Source organism: Zavarzinella sp., from assembly GCA_041399155.1.
GTDB lineage: Bacteria > Planctomycetota > Planctomycetia > Gemmatales > Gemmataceae > JAWKTI01.
Map to the genome: position 1 here is coordinate 525,995 of JAWKTI010000002.1, position 20,403 is coordinate 546,397.

13 protein-coding genes are annotated in these 20,403 nt (G+C 46.5%); 6 read left to right on the top strand and 7 right to left on the bottom strand.

Translation table 11 applies throughout. From position 1 onward, the window contains the following. Window positions 1-73 precede the first annotated feature (73 nt). From R3B84_12245 to R3B84_12255, 3 genes are all read right to left on the bottom strand, one after another. Window positions 74-3,763, bottom strand: coding sequence for a DUF1553 domain-containing protein (locus R3B84_12245; GenBank protein MEZ6141332.1), 3,690 nt, complete (start codon window positions 3,761-3,763; stop codon window positions 74-76). Between the two features lie 94 nt (window positions 3,764-3,857). Then, entirely contained in the window at window positions 3,858-4,745 is an 888-nt protein-coding gene (gene dapA, locus R3B84_12250) for a 4-hydroxy-tetrahydrodipicolinate synthase (GenBank protein ID MEZ6141333.1), read from the bottom strand. A gap of 76 nt (window positions 4,746-4,821) precedes the next feature. Next, window positions 4,822-5,262 carry a hypothetical protein gene (locus tag R3B84_12255; protein MEZ6141334.1) on the bottom strand — a complete coding sequence of 147 codons (441 nt, stop codon included), beginning with the start codon at window positions 5,260-5,262 and terminating at the stop codon, window positions 4,822-4,824. A gap of 492 nt (window positions 5,263-5,754) precedes the next feature. Between R3B84_12255 and R3B84_12260 the strand changes: the two genes are divergently transcribed. The 3 genes from R3B84_12260 (at window position 5,755) to R3B84_12270 (ending at window position 9,403) form a co-directional block, all read left to right on the top strand. Further along, window positions 5,755-7,671 carry a DUF1549 domain-containing protein gene (locus R3B84_12260; protein MEZ6141335.1) on the top strand — a complete coding sequence of 639 codons (1,917 nt, stop codon included), beginning with the start codon at window positions 5,755-5,757 and terminating at the stop codon, window positions 7,669-7,671. 69 nt (window positions 7,672-7,740) lie between these two features. After that, window positions 7,741-8,247: a gamma carbonic anhydrase family protein gene (locus R3B84_12265; GenBank protein MEZ6141336.1), complete on the top strand. Its 507-nt coding sequence runs from the start codon at window positions 7,741-7,743 to the stop codon at window positions 8,245-8,247. Further along, window positions 8,240-9,403, top strand: coding sequence for a M24 family metallopeptidase (locus R3B84_12270; GenBank protein ID MEZ6141337.1), 1,164 nt, complete (start codon window positions 8,240-8,242; stop codon window positions 9,401-9,403). Before R3B84_12265 ends, R3B84_12270 begins: the two co-directional genes overlap by 8 nt. Window positions 9,404-9,429: 26 nt before the next feature. On the opposite strand, the gene R3B84_12275 is transcribed toward R3B84_12270, so the two are convergent. The 4 genes from R3B84_12275 to R3B84_12290 all read right to left on the bottom strand — a co-directional run bounded on the left by R3B84_12275 (window position 9,430) and on the right by R3B84_12290 (window position 17,921). Next, window positions 9,430-12,903 (bottom strand): pyruvate carboxylase, encoded by a 3,474-nt coding sequence (locus R3B84_12275; GenBank protein MEZ6141338.1) that lies wholly within the window; start codon window positions 12,901-12,903, stop codon window positions 9,430-9,432. Between the two features lie 670 nt (window positions 12,904-13,573). After that, entirely contained in the window at window positions 13,574-14,194 is a 621-nt protein-coding gene (locus tag R3B84_12280; GenBank protein ID MEZ6141339.1) for a hypothetical protein, read from the bottom strand. Beyond that, window positions 14,143-15,579: a hypothetical protein gene (locus tag R3B84_12285; protein ID MEZ6141340.1), complete on the bottom strand. Its 1,437-nt coding sequence runs from the start codon at window positions 15,577-15,579 to the stop codon at window positions 14,143-14,145. The genes R3B84_12280 and R3B84_12285 overlap by 52 nt, the downstream gene beginning before the upstream one ends. Before the next feature lie 35 nt (window positions 15,580-15,614). Then, the gene (locus R3B84_12290; GenBank protein MEZ6141341.1) at window positions 15,615-17,921 is read right to left on the bottom strand and encodes a serine protease; all 2,307 of its coding nucleotides are present in this window, start codon (window positions 17,919-17,921) and stop codon (window positions 15,615-15,617) included. A 251-nt stretch (window positions 17,922-18,172) separates the two neighbouring features. Here R3B84_12290 and R3B84_12295 point away from each other — a divergent pair, with 251 nt between their 5' ends. The 3 genes from R3B84_12295 to R3B84_12305 all read left to right on the top strand — a co-directional run bounded on the left by R3B84_12295 (window position 18,173) and on the right by R3B84_12305 (window position 20,296). Next, a complete protein-coding gene (locus R3B84_12295; protein MEZ6141342.1) occupies window positions 18,173-18,688 on the top strand; it encodes a hypothetical protein in 516 nt (171 codons plus the stop codon). A gap of 130 nt (window positions 18,689-18,818) precedes the next feature. Beyond that, window positions 18,819-19,742 (top strand): hypothetical protein, encoded by a 924-nt coding sequence (locus R3B84_12300; protein ID MEZ6141343.1) that lies wholly within the window; start codon window positions 18,819-18,821, stop codon window positions 19,740-19,742. Window positions 19,743-19,846: 104 nt separating this feature from the next. Beyond that, window positions 19,847-20,296 (top strand): hypothetical protein, encoded by a 450-nt coding sequence (locus R3B84_12305; protein ID MEZ6141344.1) that lies wholly within the window; start codon window positions 19,847-19,849, stop codon window positions 20,294-20,296. The last annotated feature ends 107 nt before the right edge of the window (window positions 20,297-20,403 follow it).

Sequence of the window (20,403 nt, forward strand, 5' to 3'; positions counted from 1 at the left end):
TAATTGTGGAGACATGAAACTATTGTAGCAAACATTGTTTCTCTGTTGGCGGGTTTCAGCGTGTCATTCATTGTTACGGGCGGTAGATCATTTCTGGAGACATCAGCATGGTCCAGAGCACATCTTCCAGCTTTTCCCGCCAGGGTGCTGTCAGTTTATTCGTTGGTGGATCTCCCCTGCGTGCCTCTCCTTCTTCCTGTAGTTTCAACGTGGTGGCATCGGGGTGTAAGTGATTCGACCAGGAGACAAACGGTTTGGGTTTCCGCACCTGGGCTTGTGAGGCAGGGGTTGCCACCATCCTGCTGGTAAAGCCATCCTGTAGATATTCCCCCAATTGCGCTCGTTCGGCAGCAGTTGCAGACCGCGTGAACAGTCGCTGATGCAGTGCCTCCACAAAATCTTCTGCAGATTTGGCTTCGATTGCCATTTGTGTAATTTGATGATCATCGCTTAAGCGTGTCAGCCAGGTCATCATTGTACCATTTGCCAGAATTGCCGGTTGAATGACGTTGGTATCCGCATCTCGAATGGTGATCGGGTCTTGCCGGGCCCCACGCCAGCCAAAAGCAGTAAGCACATCGGCAACGGCCTGCACGCGGGGAAGTGCCAGACTGGGTCTGTCCCGTTCATTGGAGGTGGAAGTCAACATCCAGGAACGAGTGGGCACACCCAGCGAAATTGAATTTCGCACATCGCGTCGCCCATCGATATCCAGACTTACTTCCTCAGTAGGGAAAGACTTTCCTGCAGCATGGAACAAGGAATCGACGATTTGTTCCGCCTGCAATCGCACGCGGGCAGGTGCCGTAAACAATGGGGATGGCTTGGTCAGTGCGGGATCAATCTGCCGCTGATATGCATGCGAATTGAAAATCAGGCGAGCGATATGTTTGGTGTCGTAGCCGCTGCGGACAAATTCCCGCCCTAACCACTGCAATAATTCCGGGTGACTTGGCTGGGATTTCTCCCAGTCATCAACTGTTTCCACAATCCCACGACCCATGAAACGCTGCCAGATACGGTTGGCCATTACCTGGGCAAATCGCTCATTCTGTGGTGCTGTCAGCCAGCGTGCCAGGTACTCTCTTGGTAGTGCATTTTTCTCGGCATCCAGCGCAGGAGCCTCAAAAATTGTGGTAAACGGCCATGCAGGTGCTACCGTTGTGCCTGGCTTCAAAGTGACCTGAATTAGTGGCTTTCGCTGTAATCCATGGAAAGCATCCAGCGGCACACTACTGCTGGCGGGCAGCTTGATCGGTTTGGTCTGCAGCAGTGCCGCAAGTTGAAACAGCTCTTCTTGTGTAGAACGGTGTCCGGGTGCATCGTGGCAGCGGGCACATTTCATCTGCACACCCATGAAGGCATTGGCAACAATCATCGCCTTGGCAGCCATTGGCACATCATTCTGAGAAGCAATGCCAAACCCAGCAGGCCCACCAAAGCGTTCGCTTCCTTCCATGCGGATCAATTCCGTAACGAATAGATCCATTGGTTTGTTATCAAGCAGCGATTCGTAGATCCACCAGCGAAATGGCCCCGTGTTATTTAACGTGGGGTTAAGAATATTTGGATTTTCGGCCAGTACATCTAACCAGTAACCCATCCACTGATCAGCCCACCTGGGGTCTGAAAGTCGCTTTTCAATCCAGCGTTGGCGTTTATTCGGTTGGTGGTCTGCCTGAAACTCAGCAATTTCTGCCAGAGTGGGTACCACGCCAACCGTATCCAGAGATAATCGGCGCAGGAAAGTCAGATCATCGGTCAGATCGGTTAGTTCAAAGCGGTTCACATCCAGGTCTGGCCATGTCGCACCTTGCTTGATCCAGGCAGTGATTAATTCAATTTCTTTGGGCGATAATTTCTCACCTTTTGGTGGCATTACTAACGAGGAATCATTACTGTTGACACGCGACAACAATGCACTTGTTTCCGGTTTCCCAGGCGAAATCGCAGCACCTTCGTCATTGCCACCATGCATTGCATGCTTGAGAGAATCGAGCCGTAGCCCACCCTTGGCATTACTGCCTGCGTGGCACCCATAACACTTCTGTTGCAGAATCGGTGCGATCGACCGATAGAAATCCACATTACCAGCTACAACCTGTTGTTGCTGATTTTTAACCGTAACAATTTTAAGTGCCAGGAAGTGATCAATTGCATTGTTTGCAGGATAACCAGCCAGCAACTTAGGAATTGCCGGTTCTGGTGTGCTTTCCAGCCATTGCCGTGCCGCTTCTCGGCGGGCTTTCCATTCCTCAGCAAATTGCGTGCGGAGTTTTGCACGTGCTGCAGCATCCATTTCCATCAGCATTTGTTGCTGACCTCGATCATACTCATGCCAGCCAGCATCGTTGTAGCTGATCTCTTGTTCCGTGGGGGTCAGCAGTTGCCAGCGATCGGTGCCTTCGAAAGATATGGCTACCACAGTTTCGCCCATTTCCGGGCGACGATTCAGCTTGCCAACATATCCCCCCACAATCGTTTCCAGCACAAATAACTGCTTCTTACCAGTCGACTGCAATTCCATCCAGCTTTCGCTGTTTCCTGGCGGGGCAAAGCGAAAATCTGGCCCAAGGTTCAGGTAACTATCAGGTAACTTGATCGTACCGTGCCCAGAAGAATCTTCTTTGGGAAATGGATTGGACATGACCAGTTTACCATCCACATACAAACGTGCTGCACCGCGCCCGCGCAAGAGCAGGCGGTGATTCCCTGGCGGTAACTGGATCATACTTGCAGCGCGAAACAGGAACGGATTGGCACGGTCGGCCCGCACCCCCGTTGAGGTATATTTCTGCGGGTAACCGGAAAAGCCAAAGTGGGTCGTTTCGTACTTTTCATTAGGCTTCAATTGTTCATCCGGCCAGGCATTTCGTGTGGGCATGCCATCTTCACACAGATGCACCAATACTTTGCCATCAGGAATATCCTGTGGTTTCAAAATTGGTACTGGTGGCTGCATCTGAAATCGCTCTTTCAATACTGCATCAGGTACTGCTTCTCGCCACACCATCACATCATCAAGCCATCCTTTGAATGTATTGCCAGCACCACCACCGTTGCCAGTTCCCAGCATCAGCTTATCGCCATCCTCTACTGGCGGTGCGGCGGTTTCACCTGCCATGTCCCATTTGCCACGTACTACCTGACCATCGATGAATCCTTTGATGGTTTTTGGTTTGCCGAAGGTATACGTAATAGCCACGTGGTGCCAGCCGGACGTGCCAAAACCCTGGTCGCTGGTCCAACGATGCCACTGGGCAGGCGTTTCTTTCGTGGGGGCAGATGAAAACAAAAAACTGATAGCAGTGTGCTGGGGTGTCTGGTGCAAACGCAATGCATAATTCTGATTGATAGTGGGAAAACCTTTCTGCAGCGTTCTACCTTTACCAATCAAATAAGCGTAAGAATTCTGCGGCAGACTTTGAACCTTAACCCAGCATTCCATCGTGATGGAATCACCATTGGAAAAACGCAACTGCTGATCTGGCAATGCACTGTCTTCCAGCACAATTGGCTGTTTGCCAAACTCGCCCGCCATGTTGGTGGCAGGGTAATTGGGGTAAACAGGCAATCGCGGCCCCGCACCACGTGGGAAATTGGCGGGCACACCTTTTTCCTTGGGATCGTCAAATGTCCAATGCAGAATTGGCTGGCTTTTGGGACTACCAGAGTCGTTATTAGGCTGGGCATGGACCGTGGGAAATGAACCAAAACTGATCAGCCCAAGCAGCGTGAAAAGTGTAGCGTTTAATTTTGACATGACTTTTACCATCTTTCAGTTGAATAGAAGGTACCAGAAGTTGTGCAGATATACAACTCTCTGGCACGAAAATGTGCGATGAAATAACGCGTAATCAGCTCAATAATCCATAGTTTACCAGGGCCTGTTTCACTTTTGCCTCACCATCCGCATCCAATGGATAAAGTGGCAGCCGTACTTCCCCGGTGCCTTTACCAAGCAACTTCAAGGCGGTTTTAACCGGGATCGGGTTCGAGGCAATGCCCAGCATATCGCGACACAGTGGGAACAGTTTTTTGTGCAGACGAATGGCTTCATCGATATTCCGACTGGCAAATGCCTGTACCATCGCTTTCATATCTTTGGGCACCAGATTCCCCACCACGGAAACTACGCCACCCCCACCAATACTCATCAGTGGGAGAGTCAGTGAATCGTCGCCGGAAAGAATATTGATGTCGCACAGTGTGGCGATTTGTGATGCCTGATCCAACGAACCAGTGGCTTCTTTGACTGCCACCACCGAAGGGTAGCTTTTGTGGATGCGGGCAATCGTTTCCGGCAGAATGTTCGAACCTGTGCGTCCAGGAATATTGTACAGTACAATTGGCAGGGCAGTTGCTTCGGCCAGTGCTGCAAAATGGCGGAAATAACCTTCCTGATTCGGTTTGTTGTAATACGGGCCGACAATCAACGCACCATTCGCCCCACATTTTTCTGCTGATTGTGTCAGGCGGATTGCTTCCCGAGTGGAATTCGATCCGGTTCCAGCCATCACTTTAATGCGACCTGCCGCACGTTCTACCACTGCGGCAATCACTTGTTCGTGCTCCTCATGATCCAGCGTGGGAGATTCTCCAGTGGTGCCCACGGGTGCCAGGCAGTCTGTGCCCTCTTCTACGTGCCAGTCGACCAGTTCCTGCAATGCAGGAAAATCTACTTTGCCATCCTTGAATGGGGTGACAATTGCAACTGTTAGTCCTGAAAAACGTTCCCCACTCATATCCTGATGCTCCCAAATTCCGACAAATGGAATAGTGTTTTTAGAATTTTGTGTTGGCTAGTCGAGGCCGGATTTTTTACTCTTCTACTTCTGGTTCATCCAACTGCATCACATGCAGCATGCCGCGCAGAACTTCACCGTTTAATTCCGATTCATCATCCGTGAACTGTGCCATCAACAGTAATGAACCACTGGTCATTGGCACGGCACGGATCCATGTGGTGTTGGTCAGGTCGAAGTGAAAGAATTGTGCGTCATAACCCACTGCAGGCAGGCCGGAAATCGTATCGATTGCATCGATCACTTCCAGCTTGGGATATTCAGATTTCAGTTCCTGCAACGCCACATCAGCTGTTTCACCCAGGTCAAACTCTCCTTCGGTGAAACTGACAAGAAGAAAAGCGGTCGATGGGCTTTGAACAAAGGCCGACCACGATTCTTCCCCAGGAGAAATCTCTACCTGCCAGTTTTCTGGATAGGGAAACCTAACACCCGCATAATTGAATGTGGCTGGCATGGCACAACTCCCACTTCGAATCAGTTCATAATTTGTTATTCTACGTAATCATTGACAAACTCCTACGTGCACTCAGAAAACTAATCGGGCGTACATTATATATAACGCAGATCAGTGGAAAAAGTTTCACAAAAATTCAAATTTTTCAAAAAATAATGGCGAGGTCGAATTGTCTGTGAGTTTTTACTCATATTTTCCATGGTCGCCGCATAAAAATGATACGATTCTCATTAATTAATGCACGAATTGCAGCACTGATGCTGAACTTTTTCGCACTATTTCAAGAAACTGGTGCAATGCAGGGAACTTATCCCACAGTGATTTCGTCAAAAGGATGAGGATATTTTCGTAACACGGCAAATTTGGTTTCTTAAAAACCAAAAAGCTGGGCTACGATAACATGAATACAGACCACGACTCGCCATTTTTCAGCAGAAGCAACATGATGAGGCGAGTTTTTTTGAAAGTTGTCGGTTCACAAGGAGAATCACGATGACCAACCGTACATTCCGGTGGGGGAGCACGTTCAGCGTCGCTTTTGCCATGCTGGTAGTGGGCAACGTCTTCGGGCAGAATCAGGCACCGCCTGCAACAAGCATCATTAACGAAGAATTGTCCAAATCCTGGAAGGCAGCCGAATTGCGACCTTCCAAACGTTCAACAGATTACGAATTTGTCCGTCGGGCATTTATCGACATCATTGGGCGTATTCCCTCAGCAGAAGAAGCACGTGATTTTGCCGATCTGGACCGCACCCCGAACAAGCGGGCGAAACTGGTCCATCGATTGCTGTACGCACGAGATTACAATCCCAAAGACAGTCGGGGCCGTCCGATGATGGATCCCGCGAATCCGAAGCAGAAAATGACCTACGATTACGCTTCGGAATACGCACGTCACTGGTCGAACATCTGGACCGTCTGGTTAATGACTCGTGGTGGTGTTGCTGAAGAATACCACGATTCGATGGAACTTTATCTCGAATCGGAATTTGTGAAAAATACCCCCTGGAATGAACTGGTGCGTGCGTTGGTGACTGCCAAAGGCAAAACCAACGATAACGGTGCCGCTGCATTCGTGATGGCTCACCTTGGCGAACGCACCCCGCAGGATCGTCGGATGGAAGATGGTCCTTGGGATGCTGTACCCATTACTTCCCGCGTTACCCGCTTGTTCCTGGGCATTCAAACCAACTGTATTCAGTGCCACGATCACCCGTTCAGTCCGGAATTGAAACAGGAGCACTTCTGGCAGGTGAATGCGTTTTTCCGCACCACCGATATTGACCGGATGCCCGCCAACCGCAACGGCAATAACAACAAGAAGATGGCAGCACTGCCTGTGGAAGTGAAAGATGATCCCGAATACAACCGCAGCCAGCGGATTTTCATGGAACGTCGCAGTGGTGTGATTTTTGCAGTGAAACCAAATTTCCTGCCGAACATGGCTGAACTAATGGAAGATGCTGGTGCACCGAAACGAACCGTGCCCGCCGGGAAATCGCGTCGGGATGCTCTGGCAGATTACCTGTTACAGCATGATAACTTCGGAAAAGCATTCGTTAACCGAATGTGGGGGCACTTCTTTGGCCGTGGTATGAATGAACTGGCCGCAGCCGACGACTTTGGTGGCCACAATCAAGTGGTTCATGTTGACCTGCTGACCAAACTGGGCCACACATTCTCAGTTGAATACTACTACGACATTAAGAAAATGATTGAAACCATCTGCAATAGCGATGCCTACAGCCTGTCTTACCAGGCTAACGGCCTGCCCGAGGGCAAAGGCGGCAACGCAACGTTGGAAGCAGAACCGTATTTCACCCGCATGCCGTTGAAATCGATGTCGCCTGAAGTGCTGTTCGAATCCTTGGAAGTTGCAACCCGCCTTGGGGAAGCAGCAGACAAAGATGCCCGTCGTGCCAAACGCACCACCTGGATGAACAAATTGGTGGCAAACTTTGGTGATGATGAAGGGAACGAAGTGACCTTCAATGGTACGATTGTTCAAGCGTTGTTGATGATGAATGGTCCGGAATTGAACAGTGAAATCAGTCGCAAGAACAACAGTACTGTTGAGCGGGCAATGGCCATGTACCCCGGCCGTGGTACTGCATATGATGAAGCATCGATTGTCAATGAACTGTTTATGACTGCATTGGCACGCAAACCAAGCACGGTTATTAAGGTTGAAATCCCTCGCGTCAATCCTCGCACCAATGAAGTGATGAAGGATTCGAAAGGTGATGTGCTGACCACGCAGATTACCGAGGATATGTTTATCAAACAACAGATCCTGGCTGTGCGTCAGAAAGCAACAGGTGGCAATGCCAAACAGGTTTATCAGGAATTCTTTGAAGATTTGTTCTGGTCGCTGCTCAACTCTTCAGAATTCATTCTGAATCACTAATCTCTTTTCGGGATTTGTGATTTTCATAGCCCATTTGCAGAATACCTGATTCCTTCTGGAACCTGACACATGTCTTTTCGAGAACACCAAGGGGTGTATCTTGCCTCCAATGTGATCGTTACTGGCAATGTGGTGCTGGCCACCGGGGTGAACCTCTGGTACGGTACTATCATCCGTGGCGATATTGCCCAGATCAAACTGGAAACCAATGCCAATATTCAGGATGGATGTATTCTGCATACCGACTTCGGTGTTGATCTGCTTATCGAAGAAGGGGTTGTCGCAGGGCACGGTGCCATTATCCATGGTTCCCGCGTTGGCAGAAATACCCTGATTGGCATCGGTGCTAGAATACTTTCAGGAACTCTGATCGGTGAAGAATCGATCATCGCTGCTGGCAGTGTTGTGGTTGAAGGTGCAGTGATTCCCCCACGTTCGGTGGTAATGGGCATACCTGGGAAAGTGGTGCGTCAGGCAACAGATGAAGACATTGCAAAAACAATCAGCATCAACCAGCGTTATCTGGAATTAGCTCGGTCTTATACACGCAATGAAATAGTTTTTCCTTATGACTGATCATCTCCTCTCCGAATTCGAAACCAGATCAACGTCACTCCATGACGAACTTGGTCATTTCATTTCACGCCGTGCAGTCATCGATGAACGGCATGCCAGAATTGCACGTTTATTACAGGAAGTGGGGTGCGATGGTGTACTCATTCAGGAGCCCACCAATTTTCGCTGGCTTACTGCAGGTGCAGAACCACGTGGGCTGATTGGTCGGGAAGAACGCCCCGCCTTATATTTCAGCGATCAGATGCGCTGGCTTTTGTGCTCATCGATTGATTCCCAACGTTTTTTTGATGAAGAGCTCGATTCTCTGGGTTTTCAATTAAAAGAATGGTCATGGATGCACAGTCGGGAAAAACTGCTCAGTGAGATGGTGTATACCCGAAAGTTTGCCGGAGATGTGCCTTTTAAAGATGGTAAAGTACTTGGGCCGTTTTTGATTCAGGAGAGACGGGTGTTAAATGACTGGGAACAAGGGATTCTCAGTCAGCTTGGAAGGCAACTAGCCCACGCACTGGAAGCAACTGCCAGAGATTTCCGTGCAGGTGAAACGGAAGACGAAATCGCTGGTCAGATTGCCCACCGTTTATACAAGCACGGAATTGAACCGCTTGGAATCGAGGTCCATGGCGATGGCCGAAGTGGGGAATACACTCGACGTGGCGTAAGGGCGTTAGCTGTAAATCACTGGGCCGTTTTACAGGCGACTGGACGCTGGCGCGGGCTGCATGTAACTGCAGCACGCACCGTCAGTATTGGTCAACCGGCTAAGGAGTTGCTCGATGCCTATGCAATGGCTCACCGGTTATGTGCAGCCCAGTTGCATCTTGCAACAGTCAACGACCGAATGAACCGCGTGTATGATGTGGCAAAACAGTTTTTAAAGGATACCGCCTGGGAGCATGATTGGCGAAAGTATCCAGCCGTTATCTTTACGGGACGCGATTCAATTGAGCAGATTTTATCACCTACGAATGCTGCTGGTTGGAAAGAATATGGTGGTGTGTTATTTCAGCAGCGTCTGGCAGATTCCATCCTGATGGATACCTATCTGCTCGATTTTTCAGGCTGGAAACTGGTCACCACTGCTCAGGATTGGCCAATCAGAATGGCGATTCTGAATGGCAAGAAATATCCCAAGGCAGATATGTTGATTCGTTAGAAATGTGGCACATGCACACTTTCTGATCAGGTATCCTGATAAACAATCAACAAGTCACCCCCATCGACAGAATCTTTCTGGCGGACACATACTTCTGCAATGGTAGCAGCCACTTCTGCGTTGATTGTGGTTTCCATTTTCATTGCTTCTAGTGTCAGAAGTTTCTGTCCAACTTTCACCTTCTCTCCTGCTTTCACAGCAATCGCTACCACCGCACCGGGCATAGGGGCGCCGACATGCTTAGGATTACCCACCTCAGCCTTCCGCTTACTAGGCGTGCCTGCCTTTGCTGCTTTGTTGTCTGGCACTGCGACTTCACGTGGCTGACCATTCAGTTCAAAGAACACAAGACGCTGGCCATCATCCACATCTCCCATTGTCAGAAACTTGATGATCAGCGTTTTGCCGGCTTCAATATCGACGCTGATCTCTTCCCCCGCATCCATGCCATAAAAGAATGTTCTGGTGGGCAGGATCGAAGTATCGGAATACTGGTTTTGGTGGCTGACTAAATCCTGAAACACCTTCGGATACATGAGGTGCGACGAAACTTCCTGTTCTGTCGGTTCGTGGTCAAACTGCGTGGTCAATTCCTGCTTCAGTTTGTCGAAATCTACCGGAGGCAGCACCACGCCAAATCGTTCGGTCATTGGCTGCTTATCACGCAGAATCTTTTTCTGCAGTTCAGGCGGGAAACCACCGGGAGGTTGGCCCAGGCGGCCCTCAAAGAATTCAATTACTGACTGTGGGAACGAAATCTCGCGCGTTGGATCCAGAATATCGGCAACGGTAAAATTGTTTGCAAGCATAAAGATAGCCATATCGCCCACCACTTTGGACGATGGGGTGACTTTGACCAGATCGCCAAACATTTCATTCACCGCGGCATACGTTTTGCCCATTTCCCGCCAGCGATCTCCCACACCGATCGATTTCGCCTGTTGAAAGAGGTTGGCGTACTGTCCGCCTGGCATTTCGTGCAGATACACTTCCGACGATGCGGCCTTCATGCCGGATTCAAATGGCGTGTAGGGTAAGCGGGCTTCTTCCCAATAGTTTGATACATCCTGGATGGTATCAAAATCGAACTCGGGAAATCGTTCCGAGAAACGCATTGCCTCGTTTAGTGCATTCAGGCTGGGTTGACTGGTCAAGCCAGCCATTGATGCAAAGGCACAATCCACAATATCCACACCTTCTTCTGCGGCCATCATGTAAGATGCAATCTGCCCACCAGCGGTGTCGTGGGTATGGAAGTGGATCGGGATATCAATTTCCTGCCGCAATGCCCGCACCAGTTCTTTGGCGGCATAGGGCTTTAACAGGCCAGCCATGTCCTTTATGCCCAGAATTTGGGTGCCACCTTTGACCAGTTCTTTGGCAAGATCCACAAAATATTTCAGGGAATATTTTGTTCGTTTCGGATTCAGGATGTCGCCCGTGTAGCAGATCGCTGCTTCTGCAATTCCACCGGAATTCCGCACAGCATCAATCACAGGTAGAATGTTCCTGGTCCAGTTCAGCGAATCGAAGATCCGGAAAATATCGATGCCAGCCGAAACTGACTGTTCCACGAAATGTTTGACCACGTTATCTGGATAATTGGTGTAGCCCACTGCGTTAGCGGCCCGAATCAACATCTGGAACAGCACGTTTGGCACAGCGGTGCGGAGGCGTTCCAGTCGATCCCAGGGCGATTCTTTCAAAAACCGCATACTGGTATCGAATGTTGCCCCACCCCACATTTCCATTGAAAACAGATTTGATAGGTTTTTGGCATATTTTGGGGCAATCCGAAGCATGTCGAATGTACGCATCCGGGTGGCAAACAACGATTGGTGGGCATCACGCATCGTTGTATCGGTAATCAGCAAGCGTTTCTGCTGGCGAATCCACTTGCTGAGCCCTTCCATCCCCTGCTGCTTGAAAATATCCCGTGTGCCTTTGGGCAAATCGGTTGGCTGCTGGATTCGAGGTGGGATCGACTGATAATCTGTCAACGAACTCTGTGGCACGCTGCCTGCAGGAACATCGGGGTGACCGTTAACAATGATATTCGCGATATAGTGTAGCAGTTTTGTCGCCCGATCCTGCCGCACCGGCAACTGGAACAATTCAGGCGATTCATCAATAAACCGCGTCGTCGTGGTGCCATCCAGAAACTTGGGATGGTTGATCAGGTTCATCAGGAACGGCAGATTGGTTTTCACCCCGCGGATCCGAAATTCCTGTAAACATCGCTCCATTCGGCGGGCAGCATCTGAAAACCGAATCCCACTTGCTGTAACTTTCACCAGCAACGAATCATAGTAGGGGGTAATCACAGCACCTGAAAATGCAGTGCCAGCATCCAGGCGGATGCCCGTCCCACCCGAGGATCGATAGTGGCTCAAGCGACCGTAATCGGGCACAAACTTATTCGCTGGGTCTTCTGTGGTTACACGGCACTGAATGGCAAAGCCCTGTGTTCGGACTGCCTTCTGATCGCCCAGGCCCAGAATGGGATCGCTCAGTGGCATCCCCTGAGCCACCATAATCTGCGTGCCAACAATGTCAAAGCCCGTTACCACTTCGGTAACAGTGTGTTCCACCTGGATGCGGGGATTTACTTCAATGAAATAAAACTCATTAGTATCTGCATCGACCAGGAACTCTACTGTGCCAGCGTTGTCCAGCCCCACCTGACGGCCGATGGCCAGGGCGGCATCCAGAATCGCATTTCGCGTGGTGGGGTTCAAATTGGGTGCGGGCGCCAGTTCGACCACTTTCTGGTTACGCCGCTGTACGGAACAATCCCGCTCAAACAGGTGCACCAGATTTCCGTGTCGGTCCCCAATTAACTGCACTTCAATGTGCCTTGCACGGGAGACAAATTTTTCCAGAAAGACATCGGAAACCCCAAAAGCCGCACCTGCTTCCCGCTGGCTTTGCAGAATCGCTTCCTCAAGCTGGGTAGCATCGTGAACGGCACGCATGCCACGACCGCCCCCACCCATGCTCGCCTTGACCATAATGGGGTAACCGAGTTTCTCTGCCAATTTCAAGGCGTCGGAAACTTCTTTGACTGGTTCCGATGAACCCGACAGAACCGGCACCTTCGCAAGTTGGGCAATTTTTCTGGCTGCGACTTTATCGCCCAACTGGTCCAGGATTTCTGGCTTGGGACCAACGAAGGTAATCCCTGCATCGCGACAGGCACGGGCAAAGTGGGCATTTTCAGACAGAAAACCGTATCCCGGGTGAATGGCATCCACACCGATTTCTTTGGCCAGTTTCACAATAACTGGGATATCCAGATAAGAGCGGATCGGCTCTCCACGATTACCAATCAGGTATGCCTCATCTGCCTTGAAGCGGTGCAACGCAAAGCGATCTTCGTACGAATACAAGGCCACCGTGCGAATATTCAGCTCGTGAGCAGAACGAAACACGCGGATCGCGATTTCACTCCGATTCGCTACCAGTAATTTCTGAAATGGTTTAAAGGTTTCGTCCGCCATCTAGGTCTCCTATGAATTGATGGTTATTATGTTGAAATGTCGCTTGACTTCCAGCAAACTGGAATTTGCTGCTGGAAGAACGTAGAGGCGGCTCTCATCAAAAATTCATTTTTTAACTGTTCAGCACATCATCTTGCAATTATTTCAAATTTGATCAAGAAATAAGTTCCCACGAATTGAGATTTGTAGCAGGTGTGAATCAAGAACAAATTGCAGCGAATCACCATCGTGTCAAAAATACAGGAAAGTAATATAATTTCGTTCACAAAAATTGCTGTATCCACGAGGCACAGATTCTGGAAATCTTAATCTCGCTAGAACGAACTTTTCTGAGAATTGCTCTTCGCAAGTTATTATTATGAATGCAGTTGCGCCATAGAGAAGTTGTTTGTGAAATTTGCAAAATTGAGATCAGGAGATATGTGATTTTCACTGAATCAAGGACAGAATCAGCAATGAAGGGCTATTTGACAAGATTCGAAGTTGATTTTGAGGCGTCAATTGCGGACAGAGTTGGTTCAACGACAGCATTTTACAGAACTAGTTAATAAAAGTGGATTGAAGAAGGTTGTTTGGAAGGTTTTCAACAGGCAATATTTGACTTGCAAACGACCGCCCGTGAGAAGAATGACTTTATCGTTGAGCGACGAGTGAATAAAGTGCTTGATATTTAACGTGGGATAAATAATTCATTAAACTGAATGTTCAAATTTGGATTAAGTTTATTGATTAAATGAATGTACTGGCCGACATTGCTTTCGGTATTGCCTGAAAATGAAACAGTATTAAGTTTTGGAAGCTGAGTTAGCCTCAGGACTTCACCACTGGAAAAGCCAATGTTGGTAAAATGCATGTGAGTTAATTCTGGTAAGACTGAAAGATCGCTAAGCATTGTTCCATTGATTGAAGACATCTTTGTCAAAGTAATTGACTGAAGTTTAGAGCAATGAGATAAAGTAGTAAATAGTTTATCAGTAACAGATGAAGAAGGGTTGTCAATGGAAATTTTTTTGAGGCCAGTCATCGTGCGAAATAATGAATACTGATCATCTTTGCCGATTATATTCGTTATATTAAGATTAGCAAGATTTTCTAGCTGACTGAGAGAGCGAAATAATTCTGGATCCACGACTTCGTTAGGCTCTCGTCCAACAATAGTGAGTTCTTCTAGATGTTTCAAAGACGAGAGAAATTTGATATTGCCAAGTAGAGCTAAATTGAAACGAATCGAAAGTTTTTTTATCTGCTTTGCCTGAGATAAAGCAAGAAAAAACTGAGGGCTTCCACGCAATTAGTAAGTGTCAATTCTGTAATCGATGTTCTCGATAGTAAGGCAGCATCAAAGTAGGCCAAATTTGTATCACTAATATGTAATGTTTGTAGATTCTTCGCACCAGCCAATGCAACAGCTTCTTCTTTGTTGAGTTTACAATCAACAAGTCTTAGCACAGATAATGTCGGATGCTTTATGATCTCTCGCAACGCGATTCCAGAAATATTACTTCCTTGAAATGAAACTTCTTTCAACTTGGTTAATTTGGTTAAATGAACAAAGTCTTTAGAATCAATAGAAGAAAAAATTGGCATATTGATGACTTCTACATCGTCAAAATCGAAAAATGCAGTAAAAATTCGAGTAGGAAGTCTGAGATTCGAAGTGTTAACATCAATGATTTTTTGTCCATTATTGGTTTTTATATCAAACATGACATGGAGTAACTTATTCATAGAAAGAATATCAATCAGTTTGTCATTAATGTATCCCGGAGGAAAGTGAAATCGTTTCACATTAGGCAGTGCACGGATGTGATTCAAGAAGTCAGGATTTGTATCACGTTCAAAATTGATAGCAGTTATATCTTCTCGAGATTTTGGTTTTGTTCCTTCATTATTCCGAAACCACGGCAATAAGTGAGTTTTATCGGCCTGATCAAAAGCCTGGACAGATAATTTTCCAATGGATTTTTCTGGAAAATAGATCGTTTCTAAATTAGGCAACTGGGCTAGTTTTGCTATTCCTGAATCAGTAATCTTTGGGGAGTTTGAACCAATCCCGGTTAAGTTAGGCATTTGACTAAGTATATTAATAGCCCGATCAGTTAAGAACTGAGAATTAATGAATATTTCCTGGAGTGTCGGATTTTTTGCAAGCATGGTGATGTGTTGGTCAGTCAACGTTCTACTTGTAATTGAAATGCTGGCAAGGTTATTCAGATTCACTAATTGCTGATAATTTGCCGCTGTAACGTTCAGTTCATTACGTATCACCAGCATTCTGACGTTTGGCAATAATTTAATATTAGTGATAAAAGTATTGTCAACAATACGTGAGGGAACCTCCAGCAAGATTAATGATTTTTGTGCAGTGAGCGAAGCAAGTGCTCGAGATGTTGTTTTGCTGCGTGTGAGGTCTAATCCATATGGTGACTGATAAATATACTGTTTAGAGAGGTTTGCATCTGTAACCGTGTCATGCAGGCGATATATGGGCACTTTGTAATCTTTCATGCCTGGATAATTCACTACAGAGTACGAAGGGCTTATTTTTGCTGGAAAAATTCGTTCGAATTGGCTGATTGATGGTTCTGTTTTGGGAGGCAACTCCTCAGGGTAAGCTTCATTGGTAATGAGCAGTATAATTGAAGACACTAACAATAATGTAGTATAATTATTCATGGATATTCTTAATTGTTTGATGGTAGTTAGCTAACTTACTTGAGTATTACACCAAAGATGCTCTGGCCCGGAGTACGTATGGTTTCTTGCAAAACGAGAAGATGGTCTGAGTCAGAGTGTTGCAGAATCTGGTGAACGTAATTTGGTCTCATATTGGTTAAATTATGCGAGCGTATTTCTTTGCCTTCAAAGTCGCACACATGAATTGTTGTTAATGGCCCTTCGTTGTATATGATCCATTTTCTAGAACTGTTAAACGCACAGCTGGACGTCGTCGCTTGTAGTTTTGAAGGTATATTATCGGCAACTATTTCCATCGTGTTTGAGTCATATACTCGAAATGCAAAGCGAGATGGGTTTTCTCGCAATTTTGTCACTACTCCCAGATATTTACCATCAGGACTAATGAAAGAATATTCCATGAAAAGCACTGTGTTTTCTGTAGTCAATGTCTCTTTTTTTACTTTTAATTCACCATTTCTTCCTACGGTCATCGTCACAATACGATCTCTTTCAATCAAATAGTAATTTTCACCATTTGGAGACATCAGTGTACGAAACATTATCGGATCATTAAAAGGTGAAGAAACTTGCATATCTTGTATGATTTTTCCAGAAGATGTGTCCAGTACGACCAATTTATATTCTGTTTTCGATTGAAACGAAGTTGTCTGATGACCTATCGCATATGAGCTAGTTGTTGATGCATCGAATCGCACACATTCCTTCGTTTCGACTTTTTTAATCACCTTCATATTGTCTTCATTGATAAGCCAGCTCTCCTGCAGTTCTGGTATGGTTGCTAACAGTCCATCTCTACATAGCGTTAGCCAAGTAATTTCTCGCTGGACATCCAACTGTTGCTGAATTTCCATCTCTGGAAAACTACACTTTACAATTTTGCCATGGTTCCGGTGAAATGCAAAAAATGATTTGCCATCTCGGCTCCACACCATTCTCGATGGATGATATTTTACTCTTTCAATCGGCCTAATTCCCGTACGAAGAATGCCTCGCCCCCACCACATTTCTTTGGCATTCATTGCTGTACCTTCAGCAATTTCCGTATAGTTTGGTTTTAGTTGATATGCAGTTGCAGGTTCCAAAATATTACTAAATCCACTGTCTGATGGTAATGATGGATTTACCATCGGTATCGGCGGATTTGGCTCATATGGCTTTGGTGTACTCGATGCTAGCTCACTTGTTATTAACTTTTTTATTCTATTCGCTTCCAGTATGCATTCCTTAAGAGGTGGGGTATTAATCGAATGATATTTCAAACTGTTAGAAATCTCTGCTTTTTCTGGCTTTAAGTAAATTTTGGTTCCACCGATCAGCTCAATGATTGGTTGTACGTAGAATCCAGGATGATCTTTGCCCATATCGAAATCCAACTCGCCAAACGCCCTTGAACCTACAAGTTTCATTTCAACAAATTTTCCATCTAACTTTCCTGGTTCGTTTCCTGCAGGCGGGAGTGGCTGGTCGGCTTTTTTTAGTGCAAAACTACAACTTTTAATTATTTCAAGGTAATCCAAAAGCTCATAATCTACGCGAAGAATCGACCTATCCTTGAGCAATTGGCAATAACTGTTCCATCCTAACATCCGAGCTGCAAACATTTTTATTGTTTGTTGATTCGCGATACAGGATAGTGATTTCGGTCCTTTCGGTTGTGCAGTAGAAATTCCTATCAAATGTCCATTTTGATTAACTACAGGTCCTCCAGCATTTCCCGGATTGTTCAACGTATCTACTTGAATTATGGCTGGTTCAGCTAGCAAGCTATTTTTAATGCTGGAAACACTTCCTTTTGTTGCAGCAAATGCTGGAGGTGCTTGCTCTTTTCCATTTATTTCACCCGCTGGATATCCCAGGGCAAACACTGTTGACGTGAGTGCTGGTTTCAGTTGTGGATCAAATAAAATTGGTTTTATCTCTAACCCGATCTGCTTGATCACATGAATCATTGCCAGTCCAAGTTTTGGATCTGTTGCAACAACGGCTGCCGGCAGTCTTCTTTCTTTCTGAATTATTCCACTACTGAAAACTACATCCACCATTCGATTTGTACCTTTTGGAGTGTTACCAAGTACTTGTGTAGTTGTCAAAATAGTCCAATAATTTGTATTGCCGCCAATAACAAATCCTGTTCCTATCAGTTCTACTGGATTATTTTGCTGTTTATTAGGCAATTTCCTGCTTTCATCAAAATAAGCCACTTTTATCAGAACTGTTGCTGACTGACAATGTTTAAGAGTTTCTTTATCTAGCGACTGCCCGATTCCAAAACTTGATTGAAAAAGCACTATGGTACAAGCTATGAGTGGGATCTTCATTTTCAGACTCGATTATTTGCACTGTGGGCGGTTGAAGTGATTTGCAATTCAATCGTACAATGCAATTGGCGTTTGTCTTCCCGTTACTTGGCGAGGAAAGTAACAGCACAATAATTATTCGCATATGCTAACACAATCACCATCCTGGGGGCAACATCTTTTTTTCAAATTCAATTGAATTCATCGTTGTAGAAGTGATTGTCTGACGGTTATTTTGTTAACTAATGGAAAGGATTAGCGCGGGTCACAACATGTCTAACTCTGTTCACTTTTGTCTCGTTACCGTGCATTTGCTCGCGGGTGCGGCGTGGTTTGGGGCGTTGGTGTATCGCACGTTCTTTGTTGATCCACGCATCTGGGCTTTTTTCACTAGTGATTCCCCCCAGCCACCTCACGGCGGGGTGGTTTCGTATAATAAAGTATCACTTGATTTCGCCCACGGGATGCGTTATGTGGTGATGTTCGCTCTGGCGACTTTAGGCCTCACTGGTGGGATTCTTGTGGGTTACCAGTGGCCTTCAAGTTCTGGCACCTGGCAGGGGCTCATGTGGGCCAAAACCGCATTATTTACGATTGGGTGCGGTATTTTCGCCTACATTTCGTGGCGATACTGGCCTAAAAGGGTATTCGCCAGCGATGATGAGATTCAGCGATCTCGAGGCATCGGCTTCATTTTGTCGCTTTTGATGATTTCTATTGCACTATTAGGCAGTATTTTGGGCATCGCGATGAGATTTTTCTCCAGTGAACCGATGGCAACGCTTTAATTAATGAAATAAATCTCATATTTATGTCGCTATCCATCTCTTGTCAATTATTTGCCAGAATTTTTACATTTTCAAGGAATCTGCGTAATGAAAATGCCTCCACGGTGTTGTTCTTTTGGAGGAGTATTCCGTGACGGATCCTGTTTTTCCATTACCGGATGATCGACTAGAACGATTTATGCGTGTTCGAACCGAACAGGAAGCACAGCACGTCGATATAGATCGTTTTTTGCAATTTCGTTCTGTCATTTCACTCCCATCCCGTGCTACGAGAGTTGCCCGGTCTATCCGACAATTCGCTGTGGGTGCTGCAATCGCAGCGATGGTGATCTTGCTGGTTGCTGTGGTTTTCACACCTACGGAGCAGATTCACGCCAGTCCGGCAGAAGTGGTGCAACAGTTACAGGAAGTAACGGATGTATCCCCCGACCGCACATATCTGGTGCGTACTGAAGTCATTCCAAGTTTTGAGAACCGCGTTCCCCAATTGTTGCGGGTGCGGGAAACTGTCCTGCATCTCCATGGCGAAAAAGTAGTACTTGAAATGCCCAATCGAATCAGTGTGTGGGGCAAAGATGAAGCGGGGAGGCTGTGGATTGTGCCGCACCGCAAAGCGGCTGTGTTGTTCGAAATCGATGAAATCCCAGAGCTTGCAGAGCAGTTTTTTGCTCTCCGTGCAATTCAGATCCCTAAATTGCTGCGGGAAGGCCTGGAAGACAACATGCTCTCCTGGGGCACCACCCACGAGAAGATGAAAATAATCCACATTCAGGCAAGGAATCCCCATCGGATCTGGCGGGAAATGGTGTTGAAAATCGATACCGAAACAATGACCATCCAGGAATTATCCATTACTCGTCGGATTCCTGTGGGTGAACTGAAAGTACAATATTTATTGCAAAGCACACAGCCGTTCAACGCCGAAAAGTACACACCAGAAGGGCATCTTGACCAGGCTGGGCTGGTCTTCGACAGCCAATCGCCCAATTTGCGTAAAGGCATATTAAACAGATACTTACGATGGTTGCAGCCAAAGCAGCTTCCCGCACCTTAATTCATTTTTCTCTCATCATTTTTGCACTTTGGGGACTACTTTTCCACTATCTTTGCCCGGCTGAAAATGTTATAATTACTTCACAATTTCTTAAAGGATAATCGATGAAAAAAATCTGTGTATTTGCGATGGTTGCTGCGATCTGTACTTGCAGCTCGCTGATTTACTGGAATACCACTGCGAATGTGGTTGCTCAGGAAAAGAAGGCTGATGCCAAAAAAGTAAAAGAATTAATGGGCCAAAAGCAAAATGCTGCCCAGAAAGTGATGGAATCGTTGATGAAGGGCGATTTGAAAAGTACGGTAGAGCATACTGCAAAACTGAAGGAAATCCGCAAAAATGTCGGTTTCAATGTGATTCAGAATGACCGCTACAAATTCTGGGCTGAAGAGTTCGAAGTGAGTGCAGATAAGCTGATCAAGACTGCCAAAGAAAACAACTTCGAAGGTGCCAAAATGGCTTACCTGGAACTGACGATGACCTGCTTCAACTGCCATGGCTTTGTGCGTGGCAAAGATGATACCACTTTTGAACTCCAGCCAATTGCAAAGTAGTCAAGTAATTAATTTGTCTTATTGGTAAACTATTGATCTGTAATTATTGTTTTGATCAGTCTCTTTTGTATCATTTTCTTAATTGATAATTACTTACTTATCAGATT